Annotated in this window: 22 protein-coding genes and 1 pseudogene; 19 read left to right on the forward strand and 4 right to left on the reverse strand. The window is 40.5% G+C overall.

The window, feature by feature from the left end:
- Positions 1 to 7: 7 nt before the first annotated feature.
- From rpiA to deoD, 5 genes are all read left to right on the forward strand, one after another.
- On the forward strand, positions 8 to 691 hold the full coding sequence (rpiA, locus tag NMM19_RS02505; RefSeq protein WP_254729766.1) for a ribose-5-phosphate isomerase RpiA: 684 nt from the start codon (positions 8 to 10) through the stop codon (positions 689 to 691).
- A gap of 23 nt (positions 692 to 714) precedes the next feature.
- On the forward strand, positions 715 to 1,926 hold the full coding sequence (locus NMM19_RS02510; RefSeq protein WP_254729767.1) for a phosphopentomutase: 1,212 nt from the start codon (positions 715 to 717) through the stop codon (positions 1,924 to 1,926).
- 1 nt (position 1,927) lies between these two features.
- On the forward strand, positions 1,928 to 2,470 hold the full coding sequence (locus NMM19_RS02515; protein ID WP_254729768.1) for a DUF1697 domain-containing protein: 543 nt from the start codon (positions 1,928 to 1,930) through the stop codon (positions 2,468 to 2,470).
- A 14-nt stretch (positions 2,471 to 2,484) separates the two neighbouring features.
- Positions 2,485 to 3,294 (forward strand): purine-nucleoside phosphorylase, encoded by an 810-nt coding sequence (locus NMM19_RS02520; RefSeq protein WP_000173180.1) that lies wholly within the window; start codon positions 2,485 to 2,487, stop codon positions 3,292 to 3,294.
- Between the two features lie 269 nt (positions 3,295 to 3,563).
- Positions 3,564 to 4,274, forward strand: coding sequence for a purine-nucleoside phosphorylase (gene deoD, locus NMM19_RS02525; RefSeq protein ID WP_025173256.1), 711 nt, complete (start codon positions 3,564 to 3,566; stop codon positions 4,272 to 4,274).
- A gap of 95 nt (positions 4,275 to 4,369) precedes the next feature.
- On the opposite strand, the gene NMM19_RS02530 is transcribed toward deoD, so the two are convergent.
- The 3 genes from NMM19_RS02530 to coaA form a co-directional block, all read right to left on the reverse strand.
- Positions 4,370 to 4,882: a DNA topology modulation protein gene (locus NMM19_RS02530; protein ID WP_254729769.1), complete on the reverse strand. Its 513-nt coding sequence runs from the start codon at positions 4,880 to 4,882 to the stop codon at positions 4,370 to 4,372.
- 65 nt (positions 4,883 to 4,947) lie between these two features.
- Positions 4,948 to 5,196, reverse strand: coding sequence for a 30S ribosomal protein S20 (rpsT, locus tag NMM19_RS02535; protein WP_029689886.1), 249 nt, complete (start codon positions 5,194 to 5,196; stop codon positions 4,948 to 4,950).
- Positions 5,197 to 5,248: 52 nt separating this feature from the next.
- Positions 5,249 to 6,169: a type I pantothenate kinase gene (coaA, locus tag NMM19_RS02540; RefSeq protein ID WP_045615125.1), complete on the reverse strand. Its 921-nt coding sequence runs from the start codon at positions 6,167 to 6,169 to the stop codon at positions 5,249 to 5,251.
- Positions 6,170 to 6,292: 123 nt separating this feature from the next.
- Between coaA and NMM19_RS02545 the strand changes: the two genes are divergently transcribed.
- The 9 genes from NMM19_RS02545 (at position 6,293) to NMM19_RS02585 (ending at position 14,437) form a co-directional block, all read left to right on the forward strand.
- Positions 6,293 to 6,571 (forward strand): 1,4-dihydroxy-2-naphthoate prenyltransferase, encoded by a 279-nt coding sequence (locus NMM19_RS02545; protein WP_254729771.1) that lies wholly within the window; start codon positions 6,293 to 6,295, stop codon positions 6,569 to 6,571.
- Between the two features lie 107 nt (positions 6,572 to 6,678).
- Positions 6,679 to 7,269, forward strand: coding sequence for a class I SAM-dependent methyltransferase (locus NMM19_RS02550; protein WP_302851369.1), 591 nt, complete (start codon positions 6,679 to 6,681; stop codon positions 7,267 to 7,269).
- Complete coding sequence (locus NMM19_RS02555; protein WP_254729773.1) at positions 7,266 to 8,549, forward strand: pyrimidine-nucleoside phosphorylase; 1,284 nt, start codon at positions 7,266 to 7,268, stop codon at positions 8,547 to 8,549. The genes NMM19_RS02550 and NMM19_RS02555 overlap by 4 nt, the downstream gene beginning before the upstream one ends.
- Positions 8,550 to 8,566: 17 nt before the next feature.
- Entirely contained in the window at positions 8,567 to 9,229 is a 663-nt protein-coding gene (gene deoC, locus NMM19_RS02560; protein WP_254729775.1) for a deoxyribose-phosphate aldolase, read from the forward strand.
- Entirely contained in the window at positions 9,216 to 9,605 is a 390-nt protein-coding gene (locus tag NMM19_RS02565) for a cytidine deaminase (RefSeq protein WP_254729776.1), read from the forward strand. Before deoC ends, NMM19_RS02565 begins: the two co-directional genes overlap by 14 nt.
- Before the next feature lie 90 nt (positions 9,606 to 9,695).
- On the forward strand, positions 9,696 to 10,751 hold the full coding sequence (locus tag NMM19_RS02570) for a BMP family protein (RefSeq protein WP_254729778.1): 1,056 nt from the start codon (positions 9,696 to 9,698) through the stop codon (positions 10,749 to 10,751).
- Between the two features lie 140 nt (positions 10,752 to 10,891).
- Entirely contained in the window at positions 10,892 to 12,427 is a 1,536-nt protein-coding gene (locus NMM19_RS02575; protein ID WP_254729780.1) for an ABC transporter ATP-binding protein, read from the forward strand.
- Positions 12,420 to 13,478 carry an ABC transporter permease gene (locus NMM19_RS02580; protein WP_178894862.1) on the forward strand — a complete coding sequence of 353 codons (1,059 nt, stop codon included), beginning with the start codon at positions 12,420 to 12,422 and terminating at the stop codon, positions 13,476 to 13,478. Before NMM19_RS02575 ends, NMM19_RS02580 begins: the two co-directional genes overlap by 8 nt.
- Before the next feature lie 2 nt (positions 13,479 to 13,480).
- Entirely contained in the window at positions 13,481 to 14,437 is a 957-nt protein-coding gene (locus NMM19_RS02585) for an ABC transporter permease (RefSeq protein ID WP_254729782.1), read from the forward strand.
- A 31-nt stretch (positions 14,438 to 14,468) separates the two neighbouring features.
- Here the strand turns inward: NMM19_RS02585 and plsY are convergent, their stop codons facing one another.
- On the reverse strand, positions 14,469 to 15,110 hold the full coding sequence (plsY, locus tag NMM19_RS02590; protein ID WP_254729785.1) for a glycerol-3-phosphate 1-O-acyltransferase PlsY: 642 nt from the start codon (positions 15,108 to 15,110) through the stop codon (positions 14,469 to 14,471).
- A gap of 218 nt (positions 15,111 to 15,328) precedes the next feature.
- On the opposite strand from plsY, the gene NMM19_RS02595 reads away from it, so the two are divergent.
- The 5 genes and pseudogenes from NMM19_RS02595 to NMM19_RS02615 form a co-directional block, all read left to right on the forward strand.
- Positions 15,329 to 15,970 carry an amino acid ABC transporter permease gene (locus tag NMM19_RS02595; RefSeq protein WP_006151191.1) on the forward strand — a complete coding sequence of 214 codons (642 nt, stop codon included), beginning with the start codon at positions 15,329 to 15,331 and terminating at the stop codon, positions 15,968 to 15,970.
- Between the two features lie 10 nt (positions 15,971 to 15,980).
- Complete coding sequence (locus NMM19_RS02600; protein WP_254729787.1) at positions 15,981 to 16,610, forward strand: amino acid ABC transporter ATP-binding protein; 630 nt, start codon at positions 15,981 to 15,983, stop codon at positions 16,608 to 16,610.
- Positions 16,611 to 16,619: 9 nt separating this feature from the next.
- The gene (locus NMM19_RS02605; RefSeq protein WP_254729789.1) at positions 16,620 to 17,462 is read left to right on the forward strand and encodes an amino acid ABC transporter substrate-binding protein; all 843 of its coding nucleotides are present in this window, start codon (positions 16,620 to 16,622) and stop codon (positions 17,460 to 17,462) included.
- Between the two features lie 145 nt (positions 17,463 to 17,607).
- Complete coding sequence (gene parE / locus NMM19_RS02610; RefSeq protein WP_006151256.1) at positions 17,608 to 19,551, forward strand: DNA topoisomerase IV subunit B; 1,944 nt, start codon at positions 17,608 to 17,610, stop codon at positions 19,549 to 19,551.
- Positions 19,552 to 19,815: 264 nt separating this feature from the next.
- Positions 19,816 to 19,917, forward strand: a pseudogene (locus tag NMM19_RS02615) (YkvA family protein); the annotation flags it as partial.
- Between the last annotated feature and the right edge of the window lie 62 nt (positions 19,918 to 19,979).

The raw sequence follows: 19,979 nt of genomic DNA on the forward strand, positions 1-19,979 counted from the left end.
TGTATAAGTGGAAAATCTGAAAAAAATGGCAGGAATTAAGGCTGCTGAGTTCGTCAAAGATGGTATGGTTGTCGGACTTGGAACAGGCTCAACTGCCTACTATTTCGTAGAAGAGATAGGTCGTCGCATCAAGGAAGAAGGCTTGCAGATTACAGCTGTAACGACTTCTAGTGTGACCAGCAAGCAGGCAGAAGGACTCAATATTCCTCTTAAGTCTATTGACCAAGTGGACTTTGTTGACCTGACAGTCGATGGTGCAGATGAAGTAGACAGTCAGTTTAACGGAATCAAAGGTGGTGGAGGAGCTCTTCTAATGGAGAAGGTTGTCGCAACTCCATCTAAAGAATATATCTGGGTTGTTGATGAGAGCAAACTAGTTGAGAAACTGGGTGCTTTTAAATTGCCTGTAGAGGTAGTTCAATATGGTTCCGAACAGGTCTTCCGTCGATTTGAACGAGCTGGCTATAAACCGAACTTCCGTGAAAAGGATGGCCAACGTTTTGTGACGGATATGCAGAACTTTATCATTGACCTCGCCTTGGAAGTGATTGAAGATCCAATTGCTCTGGGACAAGAATTAGATCACGTCGTTGGTGTCGTTGAGCACGGCTTGTTTAACCAAATGGTCGATAAGGTCATCGTTGCTGGACAAAAGGGCGTTCAGGTTTTAACTTCAACAAAAGCGAAATAATCAAAGTAAAAAGGAGACACACTATGCCAAAATTTAATCGTATTCACTTGGTGGTACTAGATTCTGTAGGAATCGGTGCAGCACCAGATGCTAATAACTTTGTAAATGCGGGTGTTCCTGATGGTGCATCAGACACACTTGGGCACATTTCAAAAGCTGTAGGTTTGGATGTACCAAACATGGCAAAACTTGGTCTTGGAAACATCCCTCGCGAAACACCATTGAAGACTGTTCCAGCTGAAAGCAACCCTACTGGTTATGCGACTAAGTTAGAAGAAGTTTCTCTCGGGAAAGATACCATGACCGGTCACTGGGAAATCATGGGACTTAATATCACTGAACCATTTGATACTTTCTGGAATGGATTCCCTGAAGAAATTATTACAAAGATTGAAGAATTTTCAGGCCGTAAGGTTATTCGTGAAGCTAACAAACCTTATTCTGGTACAGCTGTTATCGATGATTTCGGACCACGCCAAATGGAGACTGGTGAGTTGATTATCTATACGTCAGCTGACCCAGTTCTTCAAATTGCAGCCCACGAAGACATTATTCCTTTGGATGAATTGTACCGTATTTGCGAATACGCTCGTTCGATTACTTTAGAGCGTCCAGCTCTTCTTGGTCGTATCATTGCTCGTCCATATGTTGGGGAGCCAGGAAACTTCACACGTACTGCAAATCGTCGCGACTTGGCTGTTTCACCATTTGCACCAACTGTTTTGGATAAATTGAATGAAGCCGGCATTGATACTTATGCGGTTGGTAAGATTAACGATATCTTTAACGGTGCTGGTATCAACAATGATATGGGCCATAATAAATCAAACAGCCATGGTATTGATAATTTGATTAAAGCAATGAAATCTGAAGATTTCAAAGAAGGCTTCTCATTCACAAACTTGGTAGACTTCGATGCTCTTTATGGACACCGTCGTGATCCACAAGGCTATCGTGATTGCTTGCATGAGTTTGATGAGCGCTTGCCAGAAATCATGGCAGCAATGAGAGAAGATGATCTTCTTTTGATTACTGCTGACCATGGTAACGATCCAACCTATGCTGGTACAGACCATACTCGTGAATACATCCCACTTTTGGCATACAGTCCAGCCTTCAAAGGAAATGGTTTACTTCCAGTTGGACACTTCGCCGATATATCAGCAACAATTGCGGATAACTTTGGCGTTGAAACTGCCATGATTGGTGAAAGTTTCTTAGATAAATTAGTTTAAGATGATTCGTTACGCTCTACTTGTTAGAGGCATTAATGTCGGTGGAAAGAACAAGGTGGTCATGGCTCAGCTGCGTCAAGAATTGACGGAGTTAGGATTAGAAAATGTAGAAAGCTACATCAATAGTGGCAATATTTTCTTTGATACCAATGTGCCTAGAACTAAATTAATAGAGAAATTACAGTCTTTCTTTGAAAGATACTATCCATTTATTCAGAGTTTTTCCTTGATGAGTCTTGAAGACTATGAAAAGGAGCTTAGAAATCTTCCTGATTGGTGGAATCATGAGATGGCTCGAAAGGATGTGCTCTTTTACACTGAGGGTATGGATGTGGATCAAGTCATCGAGAAAGTGAACAGTTTGGAACTGGTCGATGAAGTGCTTCATTTTGGAAAATTAGGGATCTTCTGGGGTAAATTGTCAGAAGAAACCTACGCTAAAACAGCCTATCACAAACAACTACTGAAGTTGCCTTTCTATGGCAATATTACCATTCGTAACGCTAATACCTTTGACAAAATTGGTCATTTTTTAAAACAATAAGAAGGAGATAGATAATGACATTATTAGCAAAAATCAATGAAACAGCTGCTTTCTTGAAAGAAAAGGGAGTTGAAGCCCCAGAGTTCGGCTTGATTCTTGGATCAGGACTTGGAGAATTAGCTGAAGAAATCGAAAATCCAGTCGTAGTAGACTACGCTGAAATTCCAAACTGGGGTCGTTCAACAGTTGTTGGACACGCTGGAAAATTGGTGTACGGTGAACTTGCTGGACGTAAGGTTTTGGCTCTTCAAGGACGTTTCCACTTCTACGAAGGAAATCCTCTTGAGGTCGTTACCTTCCCAGTTCGTGTTATGAAAGTCTTGGGATGTGAAGGTGTGATTGTAACCAACGCTGCCGGTGGTATCGGATTTGGTCCAGGTACTTTGATGGCTATCACTGACCACATCAACATGACTGGTCAAAACCCATTGATTGGTGAAAACTTGGATGACTTCGGTCCACGTTTCCCTGATATGTCAAAAGCTTACACCCCAGAATATCGTGCTACAGCACATGCAGTTGCTGAAAAACTTGGTGTTAAACTTGACGATGGTGTTTATATCGGTGTAACAGGTCCAACTTACGAAACTCCAGCTGAAATTCGTGCGTATAAGACACTTGGTGCAGATGCTGTCGGAATGTCAACAGTTCCTGAAGTCATCGTTGCAGCACATTCTGGTTTGAAGGTTCTTGGTATTTCATGTATTACTAACTTTGCTGCAGGTTTCCAAGAAGAACTCAACCACGAAGAAGTCGTAGAAGTGACCGAACGAGTCAAGGGCGACTTCAAAGGCTTGCTTAAAGCTATTCTTGCTGAATTGTAATCAACATTAATAAAAGAAAGGTAGGGCGTGTGTTCAGATTTGAACACGAGCGGAAAGCTTTTCTACAAACAAAAAATGAAAGGATGGGTAAGCCGTATTCGCTAAACTGAATACTGTTTACTCTCCTCTAAATAATAAAATTTAAGAAAGAAAGGAATTGAACCCACCCTAAAAGCAGTGGGAAAAAGATAGTTGGTCTAGCGAGCATCGCTCACTGCGCCCAACTCCTATTCTCCCTTCGCTTTTTGACGGGTTTGGTATCTTATATTATGTCTATCCATATTGCTGCTAAGCAGGGTGAAATTGCTGATAAAATTCTTCTTCCTGGGGATCCTCTTCGTGCCAAGTTTATTGCTGAGAATTTCCTTGAAGATGCTGTTTGCTTTAACGAAGTTCGTAACATGTTTGGATACACTGGAACTTACAAGGGCCATCGTGTATCTGTCATGGGAACAGGGATGGGAATGCCATCAATCTCCATCTATGCGCGTGAGTTAATTGTTGACTACGGTGTGAAGAAATTGATCCGTGTGGGAACGGCTGGATCTTTGAATGAGGATGTTCACGTCCGTGAATTGGTCTTGGCTCAAGCAGCTGCAACTAACTCAAACATCATCCGCAACGATTGGCCTCAATACGATTTCCCACAAATTGCAAGTTTTGACTTGCTAGATAAGGCTTACCATATTGCTAAAGACCTTGGCATGACTACACATGTCGGCAATGTCTTGTCATCAGATGTTTTCTACTCAAACTACTTTGAAAAGAACATCGAGCTTGGAAAATGGGGAGTCAAGGCTGTGGAAATGGAAGCAGCAGCTCTTTACTATTTGGCAGCTCAACACCATGTTGATGCTCTTGCCATTATGACCATCTCAGATAGTTTGGTTAATCCAGATGAGGATACAACAGCTGAAGAACGCCAAAACACCTTCACTGATATGATGAAGGTTGGTCTAGAGACTTTAATTGCAGAATAAAAGAAGACACAAAAAAGGAAGATTTTCATCCAGAAAATCTTCCTTTTTTAGTCATTCAGTCCATACTATGACCTAAATGAATGTTGCTCTATCGTCTATTTTTTAAGAGATTGTAAGAAACAATCAATCTCTGCTTGAGAATGGAGAATATGCATCTTTTCAGGGTAGGTATCACTTAATTTTTGGTATCTTACCTTAGCATTATTTGTTCGGCCATCCCGGAGAATCCAGCGGATAAATTCCCAGTTAAACTGTTCAGGACAACCGTCTGCCATACTTTCTCTAACTTTTCCTCTGTATTGTAGATAGCGTTTTAAGGCTCTTGCTAAACAATTCCAAGCTGAAAAGTTTAGAAAGATAATCTGGTCAGCTTGCTCCATTCTTTCCTCATAGTAACACCAGCTATAGTTACCGTCAATAACCCAATCCTCATTTTCAGTAAGGAATGTCGCCATCTCCTTTAACATCCAATCGCGATCACTGTCTACCCAACCAGGCTGAAATTGCAATCGGTCCATATGAAGTTTGGGAATGGAGTAGTGGCTGGAAAGTTTTTCAGCCAAAGTAGATTTACCTGATCCTGAATATCCTATAATAGCAATTTTCATGATAACCTCCAGAAAAATGTGTACAAAAAAAGCTCCGAAGAGCTCATTTTGTATGCAGTTAAAGATTAACCAAGTTTAGCTGCAAGACGTGCTTTATCACGGTTAGCTTTATTCTTGTGGATCAAACCTTTAGTTTCTGCTTTATCGATGGCTGAGCTAGCAGCACGGTAAAGTTCTTCAGATGGGTTTGCTTCAAAAGCTTTGATAGCAGTACGCATAGCTGATTTTTGAGCTGAGTTCTTTTCGTTTTGTTTAACGTTCAATTCAGCGCGTTTGATAGCTGATTTAATGTTTGCCAATGTTCTTACCTCCATATTTACTAACTATACCATTATATCTGAAAACTATTATTTTGACAAGGGGAAATCACTTTTTTAAATAAATTTCATCAATTTCATGATTTTTAGATTTATGAAGAATGACTTCTGCCCGATTTCTAGTCGGTTCAATATAGTTTTGTAGATTGGTCAAATTAATACTAGTCCAAACCTGATGAGCAAAATCTTTGACTTCACTGATTGGTTGTTGGGTGAAGCGATAGTAATAGTTGCTTGGATCATCTTGTGCAAAACTAAGGAGTTTTAAGAAACGGTCCAAATACCAACTCTCGATATCCTCAACTGCAGCGTCTACGTAGATTGAAAAATCAAAGAAGTCTGTAATGTAAAGACGGCTGTTATGAGGGGTTTGAAAGACGTTGATACCCTCTACGATGACAAAATCCGCTGCTTGAACTCTTTGTGTTTTATCAGGTACGATATCATAGATTTCGTGAGAATAAACAGGAATGTCAACATCTTGCCCGTTTTTAAGTTGGTCAAGAAAATTAAGTAGAGCTTCCATATCATAGCTCTCGGGGAAACCTTTTCGGTTTAGGATATTTCGTTCATTTAAGATACTGTTAGGATACAAAAAACCATCAGTCGTAACTAATTCAACACTTGCTTCTGGAAAAATACGAGAAAGCAGAATTTGTAAGAGTCGACTAGTAGTTGACTTTCCGACTGCTACACTACCTGAAATCCCGATAATAAAAGGCTGATTTTTACTCTCTCTTTGGAGAAAAATTCCTTTTGAAAAGGCCAGATCTTCCTTGGAACGTTTGTAGATTTGAATAAGGTGAGCCAGCGGTAGATAAATATCTGTTACATCTTGGAGACTGATCTGGTCATTGAAACTCTTAATAGAATCTAATTCCTCCTCGGTTAAAGGAGGTGTTGTCTTACGATGTAATGATTGCCAAGTTCCTCGGCTGATTTTTTCATAATGTAAAAATTCGTTGGTCATAAAATTTCCTCGTTTGATATCTCAGTATACCATAATTTACAGAGAAAGACATCTGAATCATTTGAGAAAAAGCGCTTTCTTTGTTAAAATATAAGTAGTATAGCAATCAAAAGAGGTGATGTTATGAGACTAGTAGTGAGTGATAAATTTATAAAACTGACTAGCTTACTGGTTGTGATTCTGTGGTTATCTCCGACTTTGATTGAGTTTACTGTGAGTATAGGAAGTCAAACCTATAGTTGGTCTGCCTTTGTCTTGTTATTCTTGCTACCAATTATTGGTTTTATTTACTTGATTCTCGCCATTTTAACAAGAAAATGGTGGCTTTTCTTGTTTGGTCTAGTCTGTATTTTTTCCTTTGCTATCACTATGGCATTGGGTTCTTACTTGCTTGGCCCCTAAGGGATTAGGCAACTTATACTATTTTTTAATAAATCGATGCCAAAGAAAAGCCTTTGTTGTCATGTAGACGATTTACAATTAACTTATTTATGTGGTAAAATGAAACTATGAGTAAAATGTATTATGCAGAAAATCCAGATGCGGCCCATGATGTTCATGAGCTAAGAGTGGAACTACTTGGAGAAAAGATGACTTTTTTGACGGATGCAGGTGTCTTTAGCAAAAAAATGATTGATTTTGGAAGTCAGTTATTGCTAAGATGTCTCGATGTTGAAAAAGGTGAAAAAATTCTGGATGTTGGTTGTGGCTACGGTCCAATAGGCTTGTCTTTGGTTAAAGCTAATGGTGTTCAAGCGACTATGGTGGATATTAACAATCGTGCCCTGGATTTAGCCCAGCAAAATGCAGTGAAAAACAAAGTTCAAGCGACTATCTTCCAGTCCAATATTTATGAGCAGGTAGAAGGGCAATTTGACCATGTCATTTCGAATCCACCCATCCGTGCAGGCAAGCAAGTCGTCCATGAAATCATCGAGAAAAGCATTGATTATCTTGTAGACGGTGGAGATTTAACCATTGTTATCCAGAAAAAACAAGGAGCTCCAAGTGCCAAAAACAAGATGGAAGAAGTCTTTGGTAATTGTGAGGTCGTGAAGAAAGACAAGGGATATTATATCCTTAGAAGTGTGAAAGAATGAGAGCAGTAGATCTAATCCAGAAAAAAAGAGACGGTCAAGAACTAACTTCAAGTGAAATCCAATGGCTGATTGAAGGTTATGTTGCAGGAACTGTTCCTGATTACCAGATGTCAGCTTTTGCCATGGCAGTTTACTTCCGAGGAATGACAACACGAGAGATTTCCGATTTGACTATGAACATGGTCAAGACAGGTCAGGAGTTTGATTTGTCTGCTATAAATGGTGTGAAGGTTGATAAACACTCTACGGGTGGTGTTGGTGACAAGGTAACTTTAATACTAGCACCCTTGGTAGCTAGTTTTGATGTTCCAGTTGCCAAAATGAGTGGTAGAGGTCTAGGACATACTGGCGGAACAATCGATAAATTAGAATCTATCAAAGGTTTTCAAGTTGAACGCAGTCAGGATGACTTTATCAAACAGGTTCAGGATATTGGGGTTTCAGTTATTGGCCAGTCTGATCAATTAGTTAAAGCGGATAAACTTCTCTATGCACTACGAGATGTCACTGCGACAGTTGATACGATTCCCTTGATTGCTAGTTCTGTCATGAGTAAAAAAATTGCAGCTGGAGCCGATGCTATTTTGCTGGATGTAACAGTCGGTGAAGGTGCCTTTATGAAGACAGTTGATGAGGCGCGTGAATTGGCTCAAACCATGGTAAACCTTGGTAAGGCTGTTGGCCGTAAGACAGTAGCAGTCATTACGGATATGAGTCAACCTTTAGGACGTGCCATTGGGAACCGCTTGGAAATTCTAGAAGCACTAGAAATTCTTCAAGGTAAAGGACGCGAGGATATCAGCCACTTTATCTGTGAGTTAGCCCAGATTATGCTATCTTTGGCAAATGTTGAAAAAACAGTCGAGGAGGTAAGGCAACATCTTGAAAATGGTCAGGCACTTAAGAAGTTTGAAGAGATGGTCCTCGCTCAAGGTGGGGATTTAGACGATCTTTATCGACCAGTAAAAGTTGACCACGTAGTTGAGATTCCCGCTCAGGAAGATGGTGTTATTGAGGCGCTACCAGCCATGGAGTTTGGTCTTTTCGCCATGAGATTAGGTGCTGGTCGTGCAGTCAAAACCGATGCTCTTGACTATGAGACAGGGATTGTTTTTGTGAAGAAAGTTGGAGAATCAGTTAAAAAGGGTGAAATTGTCGCAAAAGTATATGCAAATGGCAAAATTTCTCCGGAACTAGTTACAGATTTCCAAAAATATGTTAAAATTAAAATAAGTGATGAAGCGATAAAAACGCGTGAAATCATTGAAATTATCTCCTAATTTAAGGAAAATCCGAAATGAAATTAAATAAATACATTGATCATACACTTTTGAAGCAAGATGCGACCGAGCAACAAATCGATCGTTTGCTATCTGAAGCAAGAGAGTACGATTTTGCCAGTGTTTGTGTGAATCCTTGCTGGGTTTCTCATGCAAAAGCTGGTCTAACAGATACTGATGTCAAGGTTTGTACAGTTGTAGGTTTTCCTCTTGGAGCTACAACTTCAGCTGTCAAAGCCTATGAAACCAAAGAAGCCATCCAAAATGGTGCTGACGAAATTGATATGGTTATCAATGTTGGCGCACTCAAATCAGGAAATGCTGCATTAGTTGATTCAGATATTCGTGCTGTTGTTGAAGCAAGCGGAGACAAACTTGTTAAGGTTATTATTGAAGCTTGTTTGTTAACGGATGAAGAAAAAGTTCTGGCTTGCCAACTTGCTCAAAAAGCTGGTGCAGACTTTGTTAAGACTTCTACAGGCTTTTCAACAGGTGGAGCGACTTTGCCAGATGTTCAGTTAATGCGTCAGACAGTTGGACCTGATATGGGTGTTAAGGCTGCTGGTGGAGCTCGTTCTTATGCAGATGCAGTTGCCTTTGTTGAAGCGGGAGCTACACGTATCGGGACATCTTCTGGTGTAGCAATCTTAAAAGGAGAGTTGGCTGATGGCGACTACTGAGTTGATTGATTTAGCGATTGAAACTAGTAAGAAAGCTTATGTTCCCTACTCACATTTTCCGATTGGCGCTGTTTTGGTAGCCAAGGACGGAAGTATCTATACAGGGGTTAACATTGAAAATGCTAGCTACCCCTTGACCAACTGTGGCGAAAGAACTGCAATCTTTAAGGCAGTTTCTGAAGGACAACGAGATTTTTCAGAATTGATTGTTTATGGTCAAACTGAAAAACCAATTTCGCCTTGCGGTGCTTGTCGCCAAGTTATGGTCGAATTTTTTAAACCAGATCTAAAGGTGACTCTAGTTGCCAAAGATAAATCGACGGTCGAGATGACGGTCGGGGAATTACTTCCATATTCTTTTACAGACTTGCAATAGTCTGTGTCACTCTCTGAGTGGCAAGGGTCCTTGTGGCCAATCAATCCATACTTGCAACTTTGTTGCGCATCTTATTTAGGAGGTTCAGTAATGAACAAAAAACAATGGCTAGGCCTTGGTCTAGTTGCAGTAGCAGCATTTGGACTTGCTGCATGTGGTAATCGCTCTTCTCGTAACGCGGCTTCATCTTCTTCTGATGTGAAGACTAAAGCAGCTATCGTTACAGATACAGGTGGTGTTGATGATAAATCCTTTAACCAATCAGCTTGGGAAGGTCTTCAAGCTTGGGGTAAAGAACACAACCTTGAAAAAGATAAAGGTTACACTTACTTCCAATCAACAAGTGAAGCTGACTACGCAAACAACTTGCAACAAGCAGCTGGAAACTACAACTTGATCTATGGAATTGGTTTTGCACTTAAAAATGCAGTTGCAGATGCTGCAAAAGAACATACAGACTTAAACTATGTTTTGATTGACGATGTCATTAAAGATCAAAAGAATGTTGTAAGTGCTACTTTTGCTGATAACGAAGCAGCTTACCTTGCAGGTGTGGCTGCAGCTAAAACTACAAAAACTAAACAAATTGGTTTTGTAGGTGGTATGGAATCTGAAGTTATCTCACGTTTTGAAGCTGGTTTCAAAGCAGGTGTTGCCTCTGTTGACTCATCAATCAAGGTTCAAGTAGACTATGCTGGATCATTTGGTGATGCTGCTAAAGGTAAAACTATCGCTGCTGCTCAATACGCAGCTGGTGCAGACGTAGTTTACCAAGTAGCTGGTGGTACTGGTGCAGGTGTCTTCTCAGAAGCTAAATCTTTGAATGAAAGCAAAAATGAAGACGAAAAAGTTTGGGTTATCGGTGTAGACCGTGACCAAGCAGAAGAAGGTAAATACACTTCTAAAGATGGTAAAGAATCAAACTTCGTACTTGCTTCTTCTTTGAAACAAGTTGGTACAGCTGTAAAAGACCTTGCCAACAAAGCTGAAAAAGGTGAATTTCCTGGTGGTCAAGTTATCGTTTACTCATTGAAGGATAAAGGTGTTGACTTGGCAGTAACTAACCTTTCTGAAGAAGGTAAAAAAGCTGTTGAAGATGCAAAAGCTAAAATCCTTGATGGTAGCATCAAAGTTCCTGAAAAATAATTGAAGGAAGTCATTTCTTAGGAAGCGGCCTGGGGCCGCTTCTTTAAGAATTGAGACAAATGGTTTTGTCTCAATAGAGCTTGTTAAATTTCTTTAGCAGGTTTTATTGAAACAAAATAAAACTCTGAAAGGAAGAGCACATGACACACGAAAATGTCATTGAGATGCGTGAAATTACCAAGGTTTTTGGTGAATTTGTCGCTAACGACAAGATTAACCTTGAACTTCGTAAAGGTGAAATTCATGCACTTTTAGGAGAAAATGGAGCTGGGAAGTCCACTCTTATGAACATGCTAGCAGGGCTTCTTGAACCAACTAGTGGTGAAATTGTGGTTAACGGTCAAGTTGTAAAACTAGACTCTCCGTCAAAAGCAGCTAGCCTAGGAATTGGAATGGTTCACCAGCACTTTATGTTGGTAGAAGCTTTCACTGTTGCTGAAAATATCATTTTAGGAAGCGAATTAACCAAAAATGGTGTCCTAGATATTGCTCGTGCAACTCGTGAAATCAATGAGTTGTCTGAACGTTATGGCCTTGCTGTGGATCCTTCTGCCAAAGTTGCAGACATCTCTGTCGGGGCTCAACAACGTGTTGAAATCTTGAAGACACTTTATCGTGGAGCAGATATTCTTATCTTTGACGAACCAACTGCCGTTTTAACGCCATCAGAAATTGATGAATTGATGGCTATCATGAAGAACTTGGTTAAAGAAGGTAAATCAATTATCTTGATTACCCATAAGTTGGATGAGATTCGTGCTGTATCTGACCGTGTTACAGTTATCCGTCGTGGTAAATCTATCGAAACAGTCGAGATTGCTGGTGCGACTAACGCTGACTTAGCTGAGATGATGGTAGGACGTTCTGTTTCCTTTAAAACTGAGAAACAGGAAGCTCAACCAAAAGAAGTTGTTCTGTCTATTAAAGACCTAGTAGTAAACGAAAACCGTGGTGTCCCTGCTGTTAAAAATCTCTCACTCGATGTTCGAGCTGGTGAGATTGTCGGGATTGCTGGGATTGATGGTAATGGACAGTCAGAATTGATCCAAGCTATCACTGGACTCCGTAAGATTGAGTCTGGTAGTGTGGAGTTAAAAGGCCAGTCTATCGTAGGTTTACACCCTCGCCAAATTACAGAAATGAGTGTGGGCCACGTTCCTGAAGACCGTCACCGTGATGGTTTAGTTTTAGAAATGATGATTTCTGAAAATATCGCTCTTCAAACCTACTATAAGGAACCTCTTAGCAAGAAGGGAATCTTAAATTACACCAATATCATCGGGTACGCTAAGCAATTAATGCAAGAATTCGATGTGCGTGCTGCTAGTGAGATTGTTCCAGCCTCAGCTCTTTCTGGAGGAAATCAACAAAAAGCAATTATCGCTCGTGAAGTTGATCGAAATCCTGATCTCCTCATCGTCAGCCAACCAACTCGTGGTTTGGACGTCGGTGCCATTGAGTACATTCACAAACGTTTGATTCAAGAACGTGATAATGGAAAAGCTGTTCTTGTTGTCAGCTTTGAACTAGATGAGATTTTAAATGTCTCAGATAGAATCGCTGTTATCCATGATGGTAAGATTCAAGGAATTGTTACACCAGAAACAACCAACAAGCAAGAGCTTGGTGTCTTGATGGCTGGTGGTGAATTGGAAAAGGAGAAGAGTGATGTCTAAAAAATTACAACAAATTTCGGTTCCCTTGATTTCTGTTATTTTAGGAATTCTACTCGGAGCCATCGTCATGTGGATTTTCGGTTACGATGCAATCTGGGGCTATGAAGAACTGTTCTACACAGCCTTTGGTAGTGTTCGAGGAATCGGTGAAATCTTCCGTGCCATGGGTCCTTTAATTCTGATTGCCCTTGGATTTGCAGTTGCAAGTCGTGCTGGTTTCTTTAACGTCGGACTACCAGGACAAGCTCTTGCAGGCTGGGTTATGAGTGGCTGGTTCGCTCTTTCTTTCCCGGATTTACCACGACCATTGATGATTCTTGCAACGATTGTAATCGCCTTAGTTGCGGGAGGAATTGTTGGTGCCATTCCTGGTATTTTAAGAGCCTACCTTGGGACATCTGAGGTTATCGTAACCATTATGATGAACTACATTGTTCTTTATGTGGGCAATGCCTTTATCCACCACTTCCCTAAAGAAATCATGCAAAGTACTGACTCATCCATTCGAGTTAGTGCAAATGCAACATATCAAACACCTTGGCTTGCTGAGTTAACAGGAAACTCTCGTATGAACATAGGGATTTTCTTTGCTATCATAGCAGTTGCAGTTATTTGGTTCTTGCTTAAGAAAACAACTCTTGGTTTTGAAATCCGTGCAGTTGGTCTCAATCCAAATGCTTCTGAATATGCAGGTATTTCAGCCAAACGTACCATTATTCTATCAATGATTATTTCTGGTGCCCTTGCAGGACTTGGTGGAGCAGTAGAAGGACTTGGTACCTTCCAAAACGTATACGTTCAAGGTTCATCATTGGCAGTTGGATTTAATGGTATGGCGGTAAGTCTGCTTGCTTCAAACTCACCAGTTGGAATTCTATTTGCAGCCTTCCTTTTCAGTGTTCTTCAAGTTGGAGCTCCTGGTATGAATGCTGCACAAGTACCATCTGAGCTTGTAAGTATCGTTACAGCCTCAATTATCTTCTTTGTCAGCGTTCACTACATTATCGAACGCTTTGTCAAACCAAGAAAACAACTTAAAGGAGGTAAATAAGGATGTCGATTACAACAATGTTAACCCTTATGGTTTCTTCAATGTTGATTTATGCAGCACCACTTATTTTCACAAGTATCGGAGGAGTTTTCTCCGAACGTGGTGGAGTTGTTAACGTTGGTCTTGAAGGAATCATGGTCATGGGTGCCTTTTCTGGAGTTGTTTTTAACCTTGAATTTGCACAAGATTTGGGAGCACTAACTCCTTGGTTGGCTCTCCTGGTTGGTGGATTAGTTGGAGCTATCTTCTCGCTCATTCACGCAGTAGCTACAGTTCATTTCCGTGCTGACCATGTTGTCAGTGGTACCGTACTTAATTTGATGGCTCCAGCCTTGGCAGTCTTCTTGGTGAAGGTGCTTTATAACAAGGGACAAACGGATAACTTAACGCAAACTTTTGGACGTTTTGATTTCCCTCTTTTGGCTAATATCCCAGTTATCGGAGATATCTTCTTTAAGTCAACAAGTTTACTTGGTTATATTGCAATTGCCTTCTCATTCTTAGCTTGGTTTATCCTCTTTAAGACTCGCTTTGGACTTCGTCTTCGTTCAGTTGGTGAACACCCACAAGCAGCAGATACTTTGGGAATTAATGTCTACAAGATGAGATATCTCGGAGTTGTGATTTCAGGCTTCCTTGGAGGAATCGGTGGAGCTATTTACGCTCAGTCAATTTCTGTTAACTTCTCAGTTACAACGATCGTCGGACCTGGATTTATCGCACTTGCTGCTATGATCTTCGGTAAATGGAATCCTGTTGGTGCTATGCTTTCAAGTCTCTTCTTTGGACTATCACAAAGTTTGGCAGTTATCGGTTCTCAACTTCCTTTCTTGCAAGGAGTTCCAGCCGTTTACTTGCAAATTGCGCCATACCTCTTGACTATTGTCGTACTAGCAGCCTTCTTTGGAAAAGCTGTTGCTCCGAAGGCAGATGGTATCAACTATATCAAATCTAAATAACATAAAAAAAACGTCAGTTTCAACTGACGTTTTATTTTTTTGGTTCTTGGTGTGTTATGTTAAGTCCCCAAGGAATGAGATTTTCTGTTTTATTTTGGATCCGTTTGATATTGTCCTTGTGTCGCACAATTACCAGACTCGCAAGAGCGATAATAATCAATGTGAAGAGTAGGTCATAACTAGTTAAAATAAATCCAAAGAGAGGGAATAGAAGGACGCCAATAATCGCAGCAATCGCAGCTGAAATACTAGAGAGGGAAATCATACTTCCCAGATAAAGGATTCCAAAGAAAATGACTGCAAGGTAAAGGCAAAAGAGAGGAGCAAACCCAAAAATAACTCCTGCACTGGTAGCGACAGCCTTGCCACCCTTGAATTTGGCAAAGATAGGGAAGGTGTGGCCAATGACTGCTAAAAGCCCAAAGACGATTGGTGAAACTCCTTGCACATGGAAGATTAGTGGAAGTAGAGTGGCTAGAGTACCTTTAAAGAAATCAATTACAAAGGTTGCCATTCCAGCTTTCTTGCCTAGGATTCGGAAGGTATTGGTCGTTCCAGTATTACCAGATCCATGTTCTCTTAGATTAATATTAAAGAAGATTTGTCCAATCCACAAGCCTGAAGGGATTGAACCTAATAAATAAGCTAAAATTAATAATACTATTGTCATCATGTATCTATTATACCATGAAATAGGAGAGAAACGAAACTGAATCTGTTTACTAGCTGTGACATCTGATACTTCATGCAATTAGAAATTTTTCAGATAAAGGCTTTGGTTAACCCAAAAACTAAGGAAAAAGTTTTAAAAATTCATGAAAGTTTCAGAAATGCTTTATATTTATGTTTATTTATGCTATAATGGGAACAATTATTTTTAGGAGGTGGAGTATGTCTTACTTATTCGAGATATTACCAAGTTTATTGAGCGGTGCGACAATGACTTTACAAGTTTTTGCACTGGTCTTACTCTTTTCAATCCCTTTAGGCATTTTGGTTGCCTTTTGCTTACAGGTGCATTGGAAACCCCTCCATTACATGATTGATGTTTATATCTGGGTGATGCGTGGAACACCCTTACTTTTGCAGTTGATTTTTATTTATTATGTCCTGCCAAGTATCGGAATTCGACTCGACCGAGTACCAGCAGCCATTATTGCCTTCACGCTTAATTATGCAGCTTATTTTGCAGAAATATTCCGTGGAGGGATTGCAACCATTCCTCAAGGGCAATATGAAGCAGCGAAAGTTTTAAAATTTAATCCTATCGATACCGTTCGCTACATCATCTTGCCACAGGTGACCAAGATTGTCCTACCAAGTGTATTTAACGAGGTTATGAGTTTGGTTAAGGATACTTCTTTGGTTTATGCACTCGGTATTTCAGATTTAATCCTAGCCAGTCGAACTGCGGCCAATCGTGATGCTAGCTTGATTCCGATGTTTCTAGCGGGAGCTATCTATCTTTTAATGATTGGTGTTGTTACAATCCTAGCTAAGAAACTTGAGAAAAAGTTCAGCTACTATAGATAGGAGGTTATCCATGTTAGAGTTAAGAAATATCAGCAAAAAATTTGGAAAAAAAGAAATTTTATCCAATTTCAGTTTAACAATTCCTGAAAAGCAGATTTTGGCCATCGTTGGACCTTCTGGTGGTGGAAAGACTACCTTGCTTAGAATGTTAGCTGGACTTGAGACCATTGATTCAGGAGAGATTTTTTATAACGGAGAATCTCTACCATTGGATGAACTTGAAAAACGACACTTGTTAGGATTTGTTTTTCAAGATTTTCAGCTTTTTCCGCACCTTTCAGTTATGGAAAATTTGATCTTGTCACCCATCAAAACTATGGGGATGTCTGAAGCAGATGCTAAGAAGAAGGCGGTAGAATTACTAACTCGTCTAGGTCTTGAAGCACACGCAGATGCTTATCCATACTCCTTATCTGGTGGTCAAAAGCAACGTGTTGCCTTAGCACGTGCAATGATGATAGATCCAGAAGTGATTGGGTATGATGAACCAACTTCTGCCCTTGATCCAGAATTGCGTCTCGAAGTTGAAAAACTGATTTTACAAAATAGAGAATTAGGCATGACTCAGATTGTCGTGACCCACGATCTCCAGTTTGCAGAGAATACCGCTGACCAGATTCTCAAAGTAGAGCCTAAGTAGGAGGTGTCTATGAATCGAAAGAAAATCAGCCTTGTTTTGTTATTCTTTCTGGCTTTTTTCCTGGTAGGATGCACACAAAAAGCTAGTGATCCCAAAGTCGATAATTGGGATAAATACCAACAACAAGGAACAATAACCATCGGATTTGACAATACCTTTGTTCCTATGGGTTTTGAAGAAAAGAATGGGCAATATGCTGGATTTGATATTGATTTAGCTCAAGCCGTTTCTGAAAAACTTGGGTTCAAGGTACAGTTTCAACCCATCGATTGGGATATGAAGGAAACTGAACTTCAAAACGGTACCATTGATGCGATCTGGAATGGATATTCAGCGACGGATGAACGCCGTGAAAAGGTAGCTTTTACCATTCCCTACATGGAAAATCAGCAAGTTCTCGTCTCTAAAAAATCGCAAAATATCCAATCAGTGTCTGATATGGCAGGTAAGATTTTGGGTGCTCAGGCAGGTTCTTCGGGTTATCTGGACTTTGAAGCGCAACCTGACCTTTTGAAAAATATTGTAAAAGATCAAAAGGCTAACCAATATCAAAGTTTTAATGAAGCCTTGATTGACTTACAAAATGACAGGATTGATGCCCTTCTAATTGACCGTGTTTATGCCAACTATTATCTTAAAACTGAAGGAATTTTAGACCAGTATGAGATTTTCCCAGCTGGTTTTGAGAGTGAATCCTTTGCAGTCGGAGTAAGACCAGCTGATAAGACCTTGTTAGAAAATTTGAATAAAGCTTTTGTCGAACTCTATCAAGAAGGAAAATTCCAAGAAATCAGCCAGAAATGGTTTGGCGAAGATGTGGCTACGAGCCAAATTAAAGGAAAAGAAAACTAAGATTTTGTCTTGGTTTCTTTTTTTGGTGAAGATGGACGATTTTTTGCTAAAAAAGACTTGGGAATAGGCTTTTTAACTAGAAAAACTTTGCAAAATCCTTAGAAAACCTGTAAAATAGAAAAGATGAACAAATAGGAGGTTCCTTGTGTCAAAAAAGGAAATCAATATTAACAATTATAATGATGACGCCATCCAGGTGCTAGAAGGGTTGGATGCGGTCCGTAAACGTCCAGGGATGTATATCGGATCGACAGACGGTGCTGGACTCCATCACCTAGTCTGGGAAATCGTGGATAATGCGGTTGACGAAGCCTTGTCTGGATTTGGTGATCGCATTGATGTAACCATTAATAAAGATGGAAGTTTAACGGTTCAAGACCACGGACGTGGGATGCCAACTGGTATGCACGCTATGGGAATTCCAACGGTTGAGGTCATCTTTACCATTCTCCACGCTGGAGGAAAATTCGGACAAGGTGGTTACAAGACTTCTGGTGGTCTTCACGGAGTTGGTTCTTCTGTCGTGAACGCCCTCTCTAGTTGGCTTGAAGTAGAAATTACGCGTGATGGTGCTGTTTACAAGCAACGCTTTGAAAATGGTGGGAAGCCAGTAACAACTCTTGAAAAAGTTGGAACGGCACCAAAATCTAAGACAGGTACAAAAGTGACCTTTATGCCGGATGCTAGTATCTTTTCTACGACAGACTTCAAGTACAATACCATTTCAGAGCGTCTCAATGAGTCTGCCTTTCTCTTGAAAAATGTAACCTTGTCATTAACGGATAAGCGAACAGACGAGTCAATCGAGTTCCACTATGAGAATGGAGTTCAGGACTTTGTTTCCTACCTCAACGAAGATAAGGAAACCTTGACGCCTGTCCTATACTTTGAAGGCGAAGACAATGGTTTCCAAGTAGAAGTAGCCCTCCAGTATAATGATGGATTTTCAGATAACATCCTGTCCTTTGTCAATAATGTTCGCACTAAGGACGGTGGAACGCATGAGACAGGGCTTAAGTCTGCCATTACCAAAGTTATGAACGACTATGCGCGAAAAACTGGCCTTCTCAAAGAAAAAGATAAAAATCTTGAAGGGTCTGATTACCGTGAAGGATTAGCGGCCGTTCTTTCTATTCTAGTCCCTGAAGAACACTTGCAGTTTGAGGGACAGACTAAGGATAAATTAGGAAGTCCCCTTGCTCGTCCAGTTGTAGATGGGATTGTGGCTGATAAGTTGACCTTCTTCCTTATGGAAAATGGAGAATTAGCTTCTAACCTGATTCGCAAAGCCATCAAGGCTCGCGATGCCCGTGAAGCAGCACGTAAGGCGCGCGATGAGAGTCGTAATGGTAAGAAAAATAAGAAAGACAAGGGCTTGCTATCTGGGAAATTAACCCCAGCCCAGTCTAAAAATCCAGCTAAGAATGAACTTTACCTAGTCGAGGGGGATTCTGCCGGTGGTTCTGCCAAACAAGGTCGTGACCGCAAGTTCCAGGCTATCTTGCCTCTTCGTGGTAAGGTGATCAATACAGCAAAGGCCAAGATGGCAGATATCCTCAAAAATGAAGAAATCAACACCATGATTTATACCATCGGTGCTGGTGTTGGGGCAGACTTCTCGCTTGAAGATGCCAACTATGACAAAATCATTATCATGACCGATGCCGATACCGACGGTGCCCACATTCAAACACTTCTCTTAACCTTCTTTTACCGCTATATGCGTCCGCTAGTTGAGGCAGGTCATGTTTATATCGCCCTTCCACCTCTTTACAAGATGTCAAAAGGGAAAGGTAAGAAAGAAGAAGTGGCCTACGCTTGGACAGATGGTGAGCTAGAAGAACTACGTAAGCAGTTTGGTAAAGGTGCTACCCTCCAACGCTACAAGGGACTTGGTGAGATGAATGCGGACCAACTATGGGAAACAACCATGAACCCAGAAACTCGTACCCTTATCCGTGTTACGATTGAAGACCTAGCCCGCGCAGAACGTCGCGTCAATGTCCTCATGGGTGACAAGGTTGAACCACGCCGTAAGTGGATCGAAGACAATGTCAAGTTTACACTGGAAGAAGCGACTGTGTTTTAAAATTAGGATATAAATACAAATGGAGGACAAGATATGTCTGAAAATCTAAGTGAAGAGCAAGTTAAAGAAGCTCTTGAAAGTGGCTATGCGCAATCTGAGGCCTTATTAAACGATAAAGATGAATTAGATGATTTTTTGTACCGTTTGGAGCAAAAAATAAAAGAGATGCCATTGGTTGGTAAGAAATTTACAATGATCCCAGTCATGATTTCTTTAGTGAAAAATTATGTTCAAGGAAAATATACCACGGTTCCTTATGGGACTATTTTAGCTGTTTTAAGCGCACTTATTTATTTCCTTTCCCCAATTGACATTATTCCAGATTTTATTCCGTTAGCAGGCTACTTGGATGATATGGCTGTTGTAGGACTTTGTATGAATATGGTCAAAATAGACATTGAAACCTATGATAAATGGCGTCAGTCTCA

This window comes from Streptococcus sp. CF8_St5-17 (genome assembly GCF_024295665.1).
Taxonomy (GTDB): domain Bacteria; phylum Bacillota; class Bacilli; order Lactobacillales; family Streptococcaceae; genus Streptococcus.

Excerpts from the sequence above, each read along its gene's own strand:
- NMM19_RS02575 (WP_254729780.1), top strand. The coding sequence starts at position 10,892 with ATGACACACGAAAATGTCATTGAGATGCGTGAAATTACCAAGGTTTTT.
- NMM19_RS02595 (WP_006151191.1), top strand. The coding sequence starts at position 15,329 with ATGTCTTACTTATTCGAGATATTACCAAGTTTATTGAGCGGTGCGACA.
- plsY (WP_254729785.1), bottom strand. The coding sequence starts at position 15,110 with ATGATGACAATAGTATTATTAATTTTAGCTTATTTATTAGGTTCAATC.
- deoD (WP_025173256.1), top strand. The coding sequence starts at position 3,564 with ATGTCTATCCATATTGCTGCTAAGCAGGGTGAAATTGCTGATAAAATT.
- NMM19_RS02555 (WP_254729773.1), top strand. The coding sequence starts at position 7,266 with ATGAGAGCAGTAGATCTAATCCAGAAAAAAAGAGACGGTCAAGAACTA.
- deoC (WP_254729775.1), top strand. The coding sequence starts at position 8,567 with ATGAAATTAAATAAATACATTGATCATACACTTTTGAAGCAAGATGCG.
- NMM19_RS02515 (WP_254729768.1), top strand. The coding sequence starts at position 1,928 with ATGATTCGTTACGCTCTACTTGTTAGAGGCATTAATGTCGGTGGAAAG.
- rpsT (WP_029689886.1), bottom strand. The coding sequence starts at position 5,196 with ATGGAGGTAAGAACATTGGCAAACATTAAATCAGCTATCAAACGCGCT.
- NMM19_RS02600 (WP_254729787.1), top strand. The coding sequence starts at position 15,981 with ATGTTAGAGTTAAGAAATATCAGCAAAAAATTTGGAAAAAAAGAAATT.
- NMM19_RS02510 (WP_254729767.1), top strand. The coding sequence starts at position 715 with ATGCCAAAATTTAATCGTATTCACTTGGTGGTACTAGATTCTGTAGGA.
- NMM19_RS02570 (WP_254729778.1), top strand. The coding sequence starts at position 9,696 with ATGAACAAAAAACAATGGCTAGGCCTTGGTCTAGTTGCAGTAGCAGCA.
- NMM19_RS02520 (WP_000173180.1), top strand. The coding sequence starts at position 2,485 with ATGACATTATTAGCAAAAATCAATGAAACAGCTGCTTTCTTGAAAGAA.
- NMM19_RS02580 (WP_178894862.1), top strand. The coding sequence starts at position 12,420 with ATGTCTAAAAAATTACAACAAATTTCGGTTCCCTTGATTTCTGTTATT.
- NMM19_RS02530 (WP_254729769.1), bottom strand. The coding sequence starts at position 4,882 with ATGAAAATTGCTATTATAGGATATTCAGGATCAGGTAAATCTACTTTG.
- NMM19_RS02605 (WP_254729789.1), top strand. The coding sequence starts at position 16,620 with ATGAATCGAAAGAAAATCAGCCTTGTTTTGTTATTCTTTCTGGCTTTT.
- NMM19_RS02550 (WP_302851369.1), top strand. The coding sequence starts at position 6,679 with ATGAGTAAAATGTATTATGCAGAAAATCCAGATGCGGCCCATGATGTT.
- coaA (WP_045615125.1), bottom strand. The coding sequence starts at position 6,169 with ATGACCAACGAATTTTTACATTATGAAAAAATCAGCCGAGGAACTTGG.
- NMM19_RS02585 (WP_254729782.1), top strand. The coding sequence starts at position 13,481 with ATGTCGATTACAACAATGTTAACCCTTATGGTTTCTTCAATGTTGATT.
- NMM19_RS02545 (WP_254729771.1), top strand. The coding sequence starts at position 6,293 with ATGAGACTAGTAGTGAGTGATAAATTTATAAAACTGACTAGCTTACTG.
- NMM19_RS02565 (WP_254729776.1), top strand. The coding sequence starts at position 9,216 with ATGGCGACTACTGAGTTGATTGATTTAGCGATTGAAACTAGTAAGAAA.